This window comes from Paenibacillus sp. E194 (genome assembly GCF_000935845.1).
Classification (GTDB): domain Bacteria; phylum Bacillota; class Bacilli; order Paenibacillales; family Paenibacillaceae; genus Paenibacillus_B; species Paenibacillus_B alvei_B.
Window position 1 is genome coordinate 1 of the sequence record NZ_JMDX01000158.1, and the last position, 14,227, is coordinate 14,227.

General features: G+C 45.9%; 14 protein-coding genes. All 14 read right to left on the reverse strand.

Going from position 1 to position 14,227, the window contains the following annotated elements; translation table 11 throughout:
* Positions 1–395 (reverse strand): class I SAM-dependent methyltransferase (locus tag AZ66_RS19645; RefSeq protein ID WP_044356385.1); only part of this gene is annotated, 395 nt, incomplete at its 3' end.
* A gap of 3 nt (positions 396–398) precedes the next feature.
* Positions 399–1,304, reverse strand: a complete 906-nt coding sequence (locus tag AZ66_RS19650; protein WP_044356386.1) for an AraC family transcriptional regulator — start codon at positions 1,302–1,304, stop codon at positions 399–401.
* A gap of 199 nt (positions 1,305–1,503) precedes the next feature.
* Complete coding sequence (locus AZ66_RS19655; RefSeq protein WP_044356388.1) at positions 1,504–2,727, reverse strand: cytochrome P450 family protein; 1,224 nt, start codon at positions 2,725–2,727, stop codon at positions 1,504–1,506.
* A complete protein-coding gene (locus AZ66_RS19660) occupies positions 2,724–3,404 on the reverse strand; it encodes a TetR/AcrR family transcriptional regulator (protein WP_082061659.1) in 681 nt (226 codons plus the stop codon). The genes AZ66_RS19655 and AZ66_RS19660 overlap by 4 nt, the downstream gene beginning before the upstream one ends.
* Positions 3,405–3,634: 230 nt before the next feature.
* The gene (locus AZ66_RS19665) at positions 3,635–4,111 is read right to left on the reverse strand and encodes an acetyltransferase (protein ID WP_044356400.1); all 477 of its coding nucleotides are present in this window, start codon (positions 4,109–4,111) and stop codon (positions 3,635–3,637) included.
* Positions 4,112–4,177: 66 nt separating this feature from the next.
* Positions 4,178–4,708: a GNAT family N-acetyltransferase gene (locus AZ66_RS19670; protein ID WP_044356401.1), complete on the reverse strand. Its 531-nt coding sequence runs from the start codon at positions 4,706–4,708 to the stop codon at positions 4,178–4,180.
* A gap of 23 nt (positions 4,709–4,731) precedes the next feature.
* Positions 4,732–5,898, reverse strand: coding sequence for a bis-aminopropyl spermidine synthase family protein (locus AZ66_RS19675; protein ID WP_044356390.1), 1,167 nt, complete (start codon positions 5,896–5,898; stop codon positions 4,732–4,734).
* Between the two features lie 413 nt (positions 5,899–6,311).
* A complete protein-coding gene (locus AZ66_RS19680) occupies positions 6,312–7,793 on the reverse strand; it encodes a protein adenylyltransferase SelO (RefSeq protein WP_044356391.1) in 1,482 nt (493 codons plus the stop codon).
* Positions 7,794–7,968: 175 nt separating this feature from the next.
* Positions 7,969–8,502 carry a hypothetical protein gene (locus AZ66_RS19685; RefSeq protein WP_044356392.1) on the reverse strand — a complete coding sequence of 178 codons (534 nt, stop codon included), beginning with the start codon at positions 8,500–8,502 and terminating at the stop codon, positions 7,969–7,971.
* Between the two features lie 66 nt (positions 8,503–8,568).
* Positions 8,569–8,994 (reverse strand): hypothetical protein, encoded by a 426-nt coding sequence (locus tag AZ66_RS19690; protein WP_044356393.1) that lies wholly within the window; start codon positions 8,992–8,994, stop codon positions 8,569–8,571.
* A 51-nt stretch (positions 8,995–9,045) separates the two neighbouring features.
* Entirely contained in the window at positions 9,046–9,543 is a 498-nt protein-coding gene (locus AZ66_RS19695; protein ID WP_044356394.1) for a hypothetical protein, read from the reverse strand.
* A 186-nt stretch (positions 9,544–9,729) separates the two neighbouring features.
* Positions 9,730–12,921 (reverse strand): bifunctional cytochrome P450/NADPH--P450 reductase, encoded by a 3,192-nt coding sequence (locus AZ66_RS19700; RefSeq protein WP_044356395.1) that lies wholly within the window; start codon positions 12,919–12,921, stop codon positions 9,730–9,732.
* 149 nt (positions 12,922–13,070) lie between these two features.
* Positions 13,071–13,637, reverse strand: coding sequence for a TetR/AcrR family transcriptional regulator (locus tag AZ66_RS19705; protein ID WP_044356396.1), 567 nt, complete (start codon positions 13,635–13,637; stop codon positions 13,071–13,073).
* Between the two features lie 231 nt (positions 13,638–13,868).
* Positions 13,869–14,227: hypothetical protein (locus AZ66_RS19710; RefSeq protein ID WP_044356397.1), on the reverse strand; the 359-nt coding region annotated here is incomplete at its 5' end.

Here is a 14,227-nt window from a genome sequence, read left to right on the forward strand (position 1 = left end):
GTGAGGCAATTCTTCATAACTTGGAGAGCCTTGATAACCTCATCCTGCTCCGTCAATAAGGAAAATGATCCGGCTGCGATAAAGATAAGATCATACTTCGCAATCGATGTATCAAAGTTGTTGAAATCACATAAATCAATACGTGTACATAAGCCTAATGATGTGAGCTTCTCTTTACATCTACTGATCATATCCGCAGACAAATCGAATCCATCGATCTGATAGCCTTGTTCAAGAAATGGGACTAGAAACCGGCCTGATCCACACATAGGCTCTAATATTCTCATTGTCTTATCGGCATAAGACATCCAGAAATCCATTTGCTCCTGCGGCGCTTCCGGCTTATCCAAATCATAAAATAAGGAACATAATTCTCCATAATATTGCTTCTCCATACTCTATTCCCCCTGTACAGTATATTTTAGGACTGGGACATAAATATCCATGACGACATTGCGCTGGCCGTGGCAGCGTTCATCATAAAATTCAAAATCGAGCTTGGATTCATCGTATACATATCCACTGTTCGGGAACCATTCTTCGAAAATATAGGTCCAGGTTGCTTGAACGGCTGCAGCTAGCGGATCTGCATCATAAGCGGCATCGCTTCCGAAGTAATCGACTGGCGGTGTTGTGAAGACGGCATAATGAGCCTCAGGAACTTCAACAGTTATCATGTCGGGTGTAACCTTGCTATAATCATTAACGATGACGCCAAATAAATAGACAATATTCCCTTCATCTGATGCGGGGATACAAATTCCTACCTCGCCATGCTCCGGCGGAGTTAATTGCTCATACATCTTACTTTCTAAATTGTCACCGATATACGTGTCCCAATAGGCTGCGATGTCTTTCGTAAATCCGTTCGCCAGATTCGTGTGAATACCATAGCCAGCTACTTTGAATTCAGGTTTCGTTACAATTGTAGGCTGCATTCTGTCTCCCTCCAAATGAATGAATAGATTGCTTGAACGCCATGCTTTGAACTTCGTGAGATATACCGTCGGGCTGTAGCCGAATTCTTTGCGAAAGGCCTTGGAAAAACCGCTTGCTGTTTCAAAGCTGTATTCTAGAGCAATATCGATAATTTTGCGGTTTGATAGCAGCGCTCTCCTTGCCTGAATCAGTCTTTTCTTGCGTACAAAATCCATCAGAGGCATGCCTTGGTGAACACTGAACACTCTGCAAAAATGAAATACCGAGTATCCGATATGCTCTGCGATCTCAATGGCAGTAAGCTCTCTGGTTAGATTTGTTTCGATATACTCGATACTGCGCTGAATATCGTCATTGTAATCCAATGCAAAATCTGTCCTTTCTTCTAGCAGTCGTTCGTTGTTACCTTTATTGTATCTGTTCTGTGGGATAGATGCTGTTCCAATCTTGCTAAAGGCTTGTTTGCAAAAAAAGAAACGTCCTCAAGCTTGCGTATCATTGACACGACGAAACTTGGGGACATATGAACGTTGATTTAAAGTCTAGTAAACCGTGATGAGTATCCTAAAACAATACAGGCAAGCTCGCAAGTGAACGCATAGAGTCCTTGTTATAGGTTAGTTCCTCGGGAGCAACGGCCAGGCGCAGATTAGGCAGTCGTCGCAGCAGTGTGCGGAAAGCAATCTGACCTTCCAATCGGGCCAATGGAGCGCCTAAGCAGTGATGAATTCCCTTGCCAAAGGTTAAGTGCTCATTCTCTTCACGCGTAATGTTCAGAGTACCTGGATTCGCAAACTTATGCGGATCAAAGTTGGCTCCGTTCAGCGTAATCACAATCATTTCGCCTTTGCGGATCGTCTGACCGTGAAGCATTATATCTTCGCCCGCAATACGGCTGCCAAGCAAGACTGGACCAGCGAAACGCAACAATTCCTCCACTGCGGAAGGCACCAAAGAGGAATCGTTCTGGAGCAGACGCATCTGATCTGGGTTCTGAAGCAGAGCCAGCGTTCCGTTCGCGATCAGATTGAATGTCGTTTCATGTCCGGCGGATATAAGCAGCCATATGGTCGATAGGAGCTCATTCTCGCTTAATTGATCGCCTTCGTCATAGGTCTGAACAAGACTGCTGATTACATCGTTTCCAGGATTTTTGCGTTTCTCGGTTAGAAGGAATTGAATATATTGAATAAATTCATTCAGTGTGGCAACAACCGCCTCACTTTCCTTCGGATCTAGTGAGACTTGCCCAAGCGTACGCGTCCATTCTCGGAATTGGCTTCGCTTAGCGACGGGAATGCCGAGCATTTCCGAAATGACGGTGATAGGAAGCGGATAGGCAAAATCCGATACGAGATCCATCTTTCCCTGCTCCTGCACAGCATCCAGCAATTCATCGGCTATCTGCTGAATACGGGGATGTAGCTCCTCAATCATGTTGGGGGTGAAGGCTCTGGATACCAGTCTACGCAGCCTGGTATGATCGGGCGGATCAACAGTGAGCATATTCGGCATGTTAATCACCCATTCCATCAAGGCATTCACGGATGCGTTCTCCTCTATGGGTTTTTCCTTTGGTGTCAGCTTGCGGATGTCTTTGATGAAGCGAGGGTCTTTCAATATTGCAACAACATCATCGTGGCGAAATGCAAGCCATGCTTCCCCCATGCCAAAAAAATTATCAAGGCGGTACAGCGGTTCCTGCTGCTCATAAAATTTCGCATAAAATGAGACGACATCGTGCTTTGTTTCCGTAGAGATAAAGTCGTCGCTAGTTAATCTCTTCATATTTTCCGCTCCTTTTCACGTTCGCCGTTTCCATGAATCATTGGGTCTGTAGTCGTGTCATTCGTGTCAGATGCAATTCCATGACGGATCATGCAGCAGAAGCGTTTCATCTCATCAAGCAAGACATCAAGGCATTCTTCCTCAATGTTATCTATATCCTTGAGCTCTACAATAAACTTCCTTTGGAAATGCTCTAGCGTAATCTTGATTAGCTCAAAAGCTTGCCTGCGCTGAACGCCTTCTCGCAGCTGAACTTTTTCAAATAAGCGTTCCCACTCTTGATACCTGATGGCAATTGCGTGCCCATACTTCAGCTCAATGTCTTCTTTCAGTTCATCAGGCGTCAAATAGAAAGCTTCGTACACCAATTTGTATTCATTGGCGTGTTTGCGAAAGTAATTGAGCTTTAAGCGGCTGATCGTATCTATAGCCTCAAAAAAATCCTCGTTATCGAGTATGTAGTCCGCTCGAATTTCGCTGAATATCTTTTCAAAGCAATGATCCAGCAAGCTGAAATACAGCTTTTTCTTGCTCGTATAGTGATGAAATATTAAAGATTTCGATGTGCCGGCTGCTTCAGCCAGCATCCCAGTCGAAGTGTTTTTATAACCATTGCTCGCGAATACGGATATGCAGGCCCTCAATACTTTTTCTCTTTCGTAGAGCCTTACAGGCAAAGCTTCGCCTCCTTCACTTTTTACTAACCTTTCGGTCAGTATCGATCATATGATGAAACAATCCAAATATGACGCCCATCATCTTTATGATTGTGAAATTACTCTCAAGATAAAAAGAGTTCAAGCCAACTCCTATGTGGAGACTGACTTGAACATCTAAACATAAAATATGAATATAAAACACCCGATTACTTCGTTTATCATTTCACCAGCAATAGGATTACATGATTCTATTTCGATATAAACGACTTACCCGATGGATCAATTTTTAGTTCCAGATGCAGCAATGGAAATGGTCGTCCTGTTCCGTCGAGCTCTGAACGCCCTATCTGTACGAAGCCATATCGTTGGTAGAAAATGATTGCTCCCTCATTTTGCTCGTTCACATCAACTCGAAGATGACTTCCTTTGAGTGATTCTGCATGCTTAATTAAGCGACTTCCTATCCCCTGTCCATGGTTGTCTGGATCCACGAACAACATCTCTATGTTCGTTCCATCAAGTCCGATGAAGCCTAGCGGGTTCCCATCTTCATTAAGTGGAATCCATACTTCAACCGCTCGAAGGGCCTCGTTGCGGACGATCGTATGGTAGAATTCAATATCCTCTTCTGTCAAAAACTTGTGTGTAAGACGAACAGCACGAAGCCATATGTCTACTAATCGTTCATGGTATTTTGCATCATACGCGACAATTTGATATCTCATCATCGACTCTCCCATATATGGCTCGCTACCTGGCCTGATCATCTGCATACCGGCCAGAACGACCATTTATTCAAAAAATACACTCGGATACTGTACAACCCCCGATGCGTGTTTCAGAGCGTGCTCTTGCAGCTCCAATGTCATAAATGCCTCTTCAGGCACTTCAAATGGCGGCTGTATCCCCCCTATAGAGGCCTTCTTGAAGCCAAACTTCGGATAATATTGAGGATGACCCAATACGATCACAGAACCGTATCCCAACTGTGCAGCTCGTTGCAGTGCCTCGCGGATCAGCTTCTTTCCAATTCCGAGAGCTTGGTATTCCGGTAACACTGACACGGGAGCCAAGGCGAGTGAATCCACGGTGTGCTTATCTCCACGAATTGTAATTCGAGATAACAAGATGTGACCGACCATATGATCACTGTGAACAGCGACTAAGGATAACTCCGGAATGAATGCGTCGGATTGCCGGATACGGGATACTAATTCATGTTCCTTTTGGTCACTGAATTCCAAAGATTCGAATGCCTTTTCTACAACGGATTCCGTCGCTTGGTAGTCTGCTTGTGTTTCTTTTCGAATGATGATGTTCATGTTTTCTCCTTCTTCTTGATATATCATAATGCTTTCTTATTTATGAAATCAAACGTATCGTTGCCGCATGAGTGGCAGCCTCGGTGCTTGAGCTGCTCTATCGTTGCCATCTCACATTGGCAGCCAACCGTGATCTTGTTCCCACACTGTTTGCATTTGTACGTGCGGATCGTCTGTCTTACTTCGCCCGTGTATAGTGCATCCATGAATGGTCCTGAACATTCGGGAATAGTACGCTCGGTCGTTTTGAGAATGATCATCTGGCTTCGGTTCGCGATAATTTCTGCTCCTTCGTATTCATTGAATCGCGGCAATGTTGCACTCGTTGTCACCCCCATTCTCAGGAATTCACGCTGCATCGTTAACATGTAATCAGGTGACTTGTGTGCGAAGGATAAGAATATCGGCAATCCTTTTCTCTTCCGCAGAGCGCTAATACCTCGAGATACGAAGAGGCTCATCCCCTGAAGCGTATAAGGCGGATCTGTAAAGAAACAATCGAACTTCCCTTGCAAGTTAGCCGGCAGTGGTTCTCTCAAGTCGTGATGGATGCATTGAATCGGCAATCGTTTTTGCTGTGCCACGTCATGAATGTAATGTAAAAATCGCTCATCCATATCAACGACATGCACTGTTGTTTTGAAATGTCTCCCATCAGGGAAAAGAGCTTGAAGCAGTAGTCCGATGGATACGCTCACCAAATCGTCGTCTCCTACGCACATAATCTGTTTTCCAATTAAGAATTGCTGCCTCAAACAAAGCACTGCTCTACGTAAGCTAGTCTCAGGTGTACATTTAGATTGATCGATTCGAGTATCGGCCTGTGGCCGATGGTTCATGATTTCCCGCAATTCGGCTAATACATGGTGCAGTTTGGGATGGACTCCATTTTCGAGAGCCATTAGCTCTTGATATAGGCATATATGGATTCCAATATACCCCCATTGTTCCTCAACCCATGCTTTCCCTTTCACGGTACAGCGTGCTCCTTTATCCTGAACAATGGCCCCGACCTTGATAAGTTCCCGTTTGACGGCAGCAGCAGTTGGTATCGGAATAAGAGCTTTGCGGGCCAATTCTTTGGTAGAGATTCCAGGGTTCAAATAACATTCCAACAAGAGCTGCTCGATGACAGAGATCCCCTCTTCCAAGCGTACGCCTTCATTTGCGATGTCGATAAAATTGCGCATTCGGTAATTCCTCCTTGTTGGCGGAATGACGCTCATTCGTTGCACACAAAAAAAAGGCGCAGAATGAACAAACGTCATTCTACGCCCTACTTGATTGATGCCTAAATAAGCCCCCAAATAAAGCAAAAATCCGTGCTTCAAGAAGCACGGATGCGGGTTCAATAAATAGGCATACTTATGACCTAAGGCAAGTATGATATCCGTTGTTCTTAACTAATTCCGAGGGTACGCAAAGCCACAGCAAATAAATATTGCTAAGCAGCAACACTTCTCACTGGCATTACATATTCCTCACTATGGAATTTGATTAGTTAAGAACGACCGCCAACATCAACATCTCTCCCTAGAAAATTTATGCATTTATCGTAACACCTTGTAAATGTACATGTCAAGTTACTAATCATGCCTCTCTATCACGTGCCGCAATAAGTTCGGTAAGGACGGGAAGGCGTAGGCGGCAATTCGCAGTATTCATCCTGATCCGCAGAGTACGCAAATGGATTCGCGAGAACATCCAACAGCCGCTTCATCACGCTGAAATCCCCTTCTTGCGACGCTGCGTCCAATGCTTCTTCAACTCGATGATTGCGCGGAATGACGGCAGGATTGCTGCTGCGCATAAGCTGATGAGACTGTTCCTTGGATTGCGGTTGTTTGGCGAGTCTTGCTTGCCATTGCTCATGCCATTGTTCAAATTCGGTGCTGTCGAATAAAGATGACTGCTTCTCCCGAGTATTGAGGGTCAGTGCGCGGAACGTATTCGTATAGTCAGCATGATGCTTCTGCATCAGATTCAGCAGGTCGTCGATTAAGGCTTCATCCTGCTCTTCTTCATTGAAAACACCTAATTTTGCTCTCATTCCAGCCAGCCAGTGACCATGATACAGCTCAAAGTAGTCATTCAGGGCTTCCTCGGCCAATTCCACGGCCTTCAACTCGTTGTCATGCAGCAGCGGCAAGATGGATTCCGCGAATCGGGCAAGGTTCCACCCGCCAATATTCGGCTGATTGCCATATGCATAGCGGCCTTCTCGATCAATGGAACTGAAGACGGTATCTGGATTGTACGCATCCATGAAGGCGCAAGGGCCATAATCAATCGTTTCACCGCTAATCGCCATATTGTCCGTGTTCATGACTCCGTGAATGAATCCAACAAGCTGCCATTTAGCGATAAGCGATGCCTGGCGCTTTATAACCTCTTTGAGTAGGATCAAATATCGGTTGTCACTGTTGTCTGCTGCTCCTGGGAAGTGCCTGTTCAGCGTATAATCAGCCAAAGTATGCAAATCCTCGGCTCCGCACCAATTGGATACGTATTGAAATGTCCCGACTCGTATATGACTCACAGCGATACGAGTGAGTATCGCTCCGGGCAGCTCTGATTCACGTATGACTCCTTGACCGGTGGATACTACCGCTAAGCTGCGTGTCGTTGGAATGCCTAGACCGTACATCGCTTCGCTAATGATGTATTCTCGCAGCATCGGCCCGAGGGCGGCTCGACCATCACCACCTCGTGAATATGGGGTTCTGCCGGGGCCTTTAAGCTGAATATCCAGTCGCTCGCCCGTAGGCGTGATATGTTCGCCAAGCAGAATTGCTCTTCCGTCCCCGAGCATATTGAAATACCCGAATTGATGTCCAGCATAAGCCTGGGCGAGCGGCAACGCCCCTTCTGGAATCGTATTGCCGGCAAGCGTAGCTACACCATACTCGCTTCTTAATGCTTCTGCACTCAATCCTAGGGAGGCTGCGAGCGATTCATTCAAAACACTAAGTTCCGGCGCTCGTACAGGAGTTGGATTCAGCTTGGAGTAAAATGAATGTGGAAGACGGGAGTAACTGTTGTCAAAGTTCCATCCTGCGTCTAAGTTAGAAGGTTTCTCGTCCATTGTATCTCCTTTTCATTCCTGCTATTTCGTATGTATCGTGCTGTTAGGGTTTGCTAACGTATATTTATTATACCTGTTCAGGTAAGCATGCGGCCAAGGTAAAGATAGATAAATCACCGAAATTACGCATTACCCTTCTCTATTCTTCTATTGACGGTGATAAGTTCTGTATAAATTAGCTTGCGAATAACTGAAGAATCTCATCAATAGTGGGAGCAAGCTGGCGATTGCCATTCTTGATTGCAGTGAAAGTAGGCACTGCCTGCTTCAATATGTCATAGCTATAGTAATAATAACTAAAGAACGGTATTGGATCATATCCAAGCGGCTCCCCTTCCTCCCACTGTTCCTCATCCTCTTCCTCGCTCTCCGGCCATAAGTACTTTTCTTCTAATAAGTCTTCCATCTTGTCAACCGCTTGCCCCGCCTCCATGTCTTGAAAGGCTAATGCGGAGGCAACAGCCGCGTAAGGCGTCATTTCGTTCTCCGTAATTTGATCCGGTTGGCGAGCTCGATCCGCCAGCTTCTGCAGCAACACAAGCATTACCCATGGCGTTACCTGCCACAATGTCCCCTGATGCTCGATTAAATTAGCCAATTCATGATATTGTCCTTCTTCAATCAGTTGAGGAATGTCCGTTCCCCTTCCATAAGCGGTTGTCATTCGCTGCCATGGAATACAGTCTAATGAGGCAAGCTTGCTATTCATCGCATTCTCTCCAATCAAGTGTATGTATTTCTCTCGATATAGCCTTGGTTCGCCTTCACGCTTTGCTCATTTCTCTTGATTGTTCAAGTATTCTCGATATAACCATAGCGCTTCCTCTAATTGATCTTCGCCTTCCAATAATACCATCACTGCATACGAGATCATGTCTACCCATTCATCCATTTTTTGAACTTGTTCTTGGGAAAGCAGGCCATTGCTCTGCAGCATGCCGTCAGGATATAAAGCCCATGCCCGGGATAGCTGACAGATGCTCCAAAAGCACGATATCAAGATTCTGTTTACTTGCGACTTCGCGAACTCATCAGCTAGAACTTCAATGATCTTCATCAGCTCGTGGAAATTATCTTCAATCAATTCACCGCGAAAAGGTCTCAGCATGCCTAAAAATCCATTCGTCATTTTCTCGTGCTCGATGTCCTCATGATGGAAGGCATGGCATTTGAGAAGAAATAGCGCCTCGTCTTTCGTCATCTTACTCTTCCCTTCTGTAAAAGTTAGGTTCAATAGAAGCGCTGCAGTTACCTATATAGTGTTTCCTTCCTTTATCTTACAGTCTTCGATAACCAGCCATAAATTGTCCTCGTCATAATCTGCGACAACCCCTTCTACACAGTACCCTGGATATAAATATTGTGCCGGCGTTCGATCTCTTAGTTTATTGTAATCTGTTACGGCATAAGCATTATTGCTTAATCGGATAATTGATCCTTGCGGATAAAACATCGCAATTTCACCGCTAACCGGACTCCCCGGGGGATACTGGCTCTTCGTTTTCATCCATGCCGCTAGGTTAGGCTTAATCGCTTGCTGCCACTCGAAATCAAATTGTTCCTTTGTAAGGATACGATCGCCCGCCTCAATAAATACTTCCTGATCGCACAGCACAAAATCTGGCGCAGTGGAGACCTCGCTATGTAAATCGCCATGTTTGCTTATTTGTCGATAAGCTGTTCCGTTCTCGTCGATCTCAAAATAGTACATATCGTCTTCCTCGACCCCGGCAGCTTCAATATATATCATCGATATTCCCCCCTACTAGTCTGCGATGCTAGAAAGTCTTCTGTGCTTTCAACCTCCAATCAAGTATATAAAGCCGGTTCTTGCAACACAATCACACGAATGACCTAGTTGATCAATCGAAATGGTAAAGGACGCCCATCTAAGGCGCCCTTGTCCTGCAACTCGTTTACAACTTGTTTTGGTTCATTAAGCTTTCCTTCCTGCCCATACATCCTTCACATATCTTCCGTCGGCACCGAGCTGCTCCAGCCATCTGTTTGCTCTCGTCTCGTTAACACCATGAACGTCTTGATACATCTGCTTGAGTGTTGCCTCCACATCTGGCGACATAGCGCTTCCGTCACCGCACACATAGAACTGTCCCCCATGGTCAAGGAGACCGATCACTTCGTGCTGTCGCTGTTTGATGAGATGCTGGACATATGTTTTTGGTTGACCCTCGATTCGGGAGAATGCGGTGTATACCGTAACAATCCCTTCTTGTTGATATTGCTCCAGCTCTTCCTCATAGACGTGATCCGTCGCATCTCGACAGCCGAAATAAAGATACGCGCTGCCGAGCGAAATCCCTTGCTCCTTCATGGCCTGCCGGGCTTGAAGAAATCCACGGAACGGCGCAATCCCTACTCCGGGGCCTACCATAATAATAGGTGTGCTTGGATCCTCTGGCAGCCGGAAATTGGACTGAGGTGGCTGAATAAACATTTGGATGGATTCGCCTGGTTGTCTATCGGCTAGATAGTTGGAAGCAACTCCTCGATATTCATGGCGTCCAACCCATCCTGGACTCTGTACGACCCCTACTGTGAGACTAATCTGATTTGGCTGTACACGAGGAGAGCTGGATATCGAATAGTATCGTATTTTTAGTGGCGGTAGCAGCTCAAGAAAGCGCTCGAATGTCATTACACAAGCTTCGTATTTTTCTAGTAAATCTAACATCGATATACGCTTCTCAAGGATGTTCCGCTTATAGGCTTCTACCTCAAGCAGCGCTTCTAATTCGATTCGATGCGGAGGACATACCGTCAAGGCGGCAAGCTCGCGAATTTGTGCTCGACTGGCAGGTTCCTGAAGTTCGACGCTCCGGCTTAGAAGATCCTGTATCAGCACTGGGCGATGTAACGGCAAATGAGAAGAGTGGTTCCCTATTGTTCGCAACACCACGTGATCGCTTCCATTTAAGTTAAATCTGCTGATTACTCGTTCGACTAGATGATCCGAATTGATAGGGAACACACCTAAATGATCCCCTTCAAGATAAGACACGCCTTCAGGCAGTTCAATCTCGATATGGCGTGTACTACGCCCGTTTCCTCCCCTTTGCAGCTCGTGATTGTCCATGATTGTTGCACAATGTGCAGGGTATACTTCGGCAAACGGTGATTCAACCGATATGTTTACAACCTCGACGGTTAAAGAAGAAGCTGTCGATTTTTTTAACGCATCAATTCCATCAAATTTCAAATCCAGTGAGCGCATAACTGTTGGCCACAGCTTATTGCTCCACTCCTCCACTTCGGTTTCGAAGTCGCCGCTGACATCGCCATGTCCGACAGGCAGTAGACGATTCGCCCCTTTAGCCGCGAGCTGTTCGTCCATGAATATGGGAATGCTCTGATAGGTACTAGGCCAGTTATGATCGCCGCAACCAAAGACGCAATAGCGAACTCCTGTCAATGCCTCCGGCTCCACTTCCTTCAGCCACTTCATGAAGCGTCGTGCATTGCTGGGTGGCTGTCCGTTATACGATGCTGTCACGATATAGGTGATGCCTTCCTTGGGTAGCTCTCCTGCATAATCGTTAAGTGTTGCGACTTTACTTAGGAAGCCTAGTTGACGGCCCTTCTCCGCTAGTTCGCGGGCAATGCCCTCTGCTGTGCCAAGGTTTGATCCGTATAATACGAGGAGCGGCGTATTGTGTAGGGATCGTTGTTGAGGCTCTCGGCTTAAGGCTGCTCCTTCCTTAGATGGGTCACGATTTTCAATGTGAATGGTTGCAGCGCCGGTCTGAGTGCGTCGCGGGCGCACTTGCATGGTAAACCCTTCGGGCTTGATGGTTAGCGACTCCATTAGCTTCAATTGATAATTGGTATGATCGATGAGTTCGAAATGCTTCAAGATTAAACCAAGCATTAATGTCGCCTCTTGGAGGGCAAATTGCTGACCGATACAAGCGCGTTGACCGATTCCGAAAGGCTTGTAAGCATCATGTGGAATTTGGCTAGGATCCTCGAACCGCTCTGGACGAAATTCGTTCGCATCATGTCCCCATACTGCAGCGTCTCGGTGCAATTGCGGAAGCAGCAGGAGCAGGCGGTCTCCCTGCTTCATCTCATATCGATCCGCCAGCAGCGTATCTTGTTTCACATACAAGTTGAACGCAGGTGCTGTAGGCCATAATCGCAGCGATTCATCCAGAATCATGCGAATGTATTTCAAATTCTTGATCTGTGTATAGGTGGGAACGGGATCTTTCAATACACGATCTACTTCCTCATAGCCTTTTTGCAGCTTGTCGCGGTTGTTCAGCAGAAAATACAGGGCGAATGACAATAATCCGCTTGTTGTCTCATGTCCGGCTACTAAGAATGTAATAATTTGATATCGAATGTTTGCATCGTCCAATGATTCGCCTGTATCGGGATCCTTGCCTTGCAGCATGTAAGCTAACAAATCATTTGCCTCTTCGTGTCCGTGCGCTTTGCGTTCAGCAATGATCTTATCAACTAATGAGAACATCACATCAATGTCTTGTTGAAATTGCCGCCGCGTCTTCACCATGAGCATATCCTGAATGCCGAGTCGCTGCGCCTGATTCATCGATTCATCCAATGCCCGAACCATACTGGTCACGAATGGATGAGGCTGATCACGATAGAAGCTGTTGAATCGATAATTGAAGCCGCATAACCCGATCGTATCCATCGCCAGTCTTGTCATATCCTCAGGTACTTCAACATAGTCATCGGGGTTTAGCCGCGACCACTTCTGAATTAACTGCATCGCGAGATCCAGCATCTTGTCAAAATAGCCCCGCATTGCTGTGCGGCTGAAGCTCGGAAGCAAAATATTATGGGCCTTCTTCCAATTCGGATCGTCCGTCTCAGAGGTAAATAAGCCATCCCCTGCAAATGCCCGCACATTGTTTAATATCGTTTTATCTACGATTTTACCGAAGCGAGAAGTGTCGCTAAATTCCTTGGCCAACTCGTACCCAGAGACGACATGAAGCGTTCCGAATGGCAGCTTCATGCGGTAGATTTCACCGTATTCATCGGCAAGATTCATGAAAGATAAGATAGGTGAATTCGGATTCAATTGAGGAATGTTGCCGAGAGGACCGTAAGTTTTGGGTTGTGGAATCGCAATAGACATATGATATTGCCTCCTCTAAATGGTATGCAGCTCGTTCGCAAGAGGTAGCTCATAGATGTCAGTGTTACTTTGCAGCAAGGAACGATTGAAGTCGACAGTAGACAGATAGGAATGAATATTCATTCCGTACTGCTAGTAAAACAATCGAGTTAATGAACTCGGATTGCACTCCAGCAGCATTCCTCCACTTCTGCGAGGAGTTCGGGCGTTTCTTCGAGCACTTCTGCCCGGATCGTTTCGAACAATTTGACAAGTGCCCCGTAGAAAATGGAAATGAGCGCATTCGGCGGCAATGGTGAGATAACGTTCTGCTGCTGGCCTTTGATTAGAAAGTGGCGAATAAAATCCATGCCTATTTCAAATGTTTTGAGGCTTTTCTCGTCCAATAATCGCGGATTCAAGTGAGAGTCAATGAACGAAAAGGCTTCCCTGTTCTCTTTCGCGAAATGGATGGTCTGAACAAAAATGTGATGAAATTGTTCGCGAACGGTTGCAGATTCAGGAAAGCCTTGTTTGACGGCGCGGAAGAACTGCTCGGTGCATTCTTGAAATAAGGAATTTAGCAGTTCCTCCTTGTTCTCAAAGTAACGATAGATGGTGCCTGCGCCAACCTTGGCTCGTTCAGCGATCATCGGTACGGTAGTCGCATCGAAACCGCGCACAGTAAATAGATGTAAGGCGGCGAGTAAAATATCGTCTCTTTTGTTCGTGGTCACTAGCTATCACCCTTTGTGCGGAATGAATGTTCATTCCCTTACATAATATCCCATACGAATCAGGGATTCAAGAACAAAATGAGCTTGTTCCGAAATTCATTCTGGAGTAATGATATCAGAATTTGATGAAGCTAATGCTGAAAAAAATGAAAAGAGCAGATGCTTTCGCATTCTGCTCCTTCGCACGAATATTGTTGCTCCTTACCAGAATGTTGCTTCATACCCACTTACTTAGATACATACAGGATCAGGGGTGGAAGAGATCATGCTCGCAATGCTTTGATCCGGATGTAGGCAGATGTCATTGAGCATATTCTGAAGATCCGAGAGCATTTGCAAGATCGATTCATCGCTGAAACGCGCTTTAAGATAGGTCATATAAATTTGACAGCGACCCTCCAAAGTCCCAACGACATCAATGCGAAGCGGCGTACCAGAGTTGAAAATCGCAAGCGACTTGCCATACTCGTTAACCAACGGAATCTCATCCTCATCCATTTCGATGGCGACATCGAAGTATGATCCTAGGTTCTGAACAATCATGTATGACTCAAACAGGATCTGATTATCCGCTAGTCTGCTCCACTCCT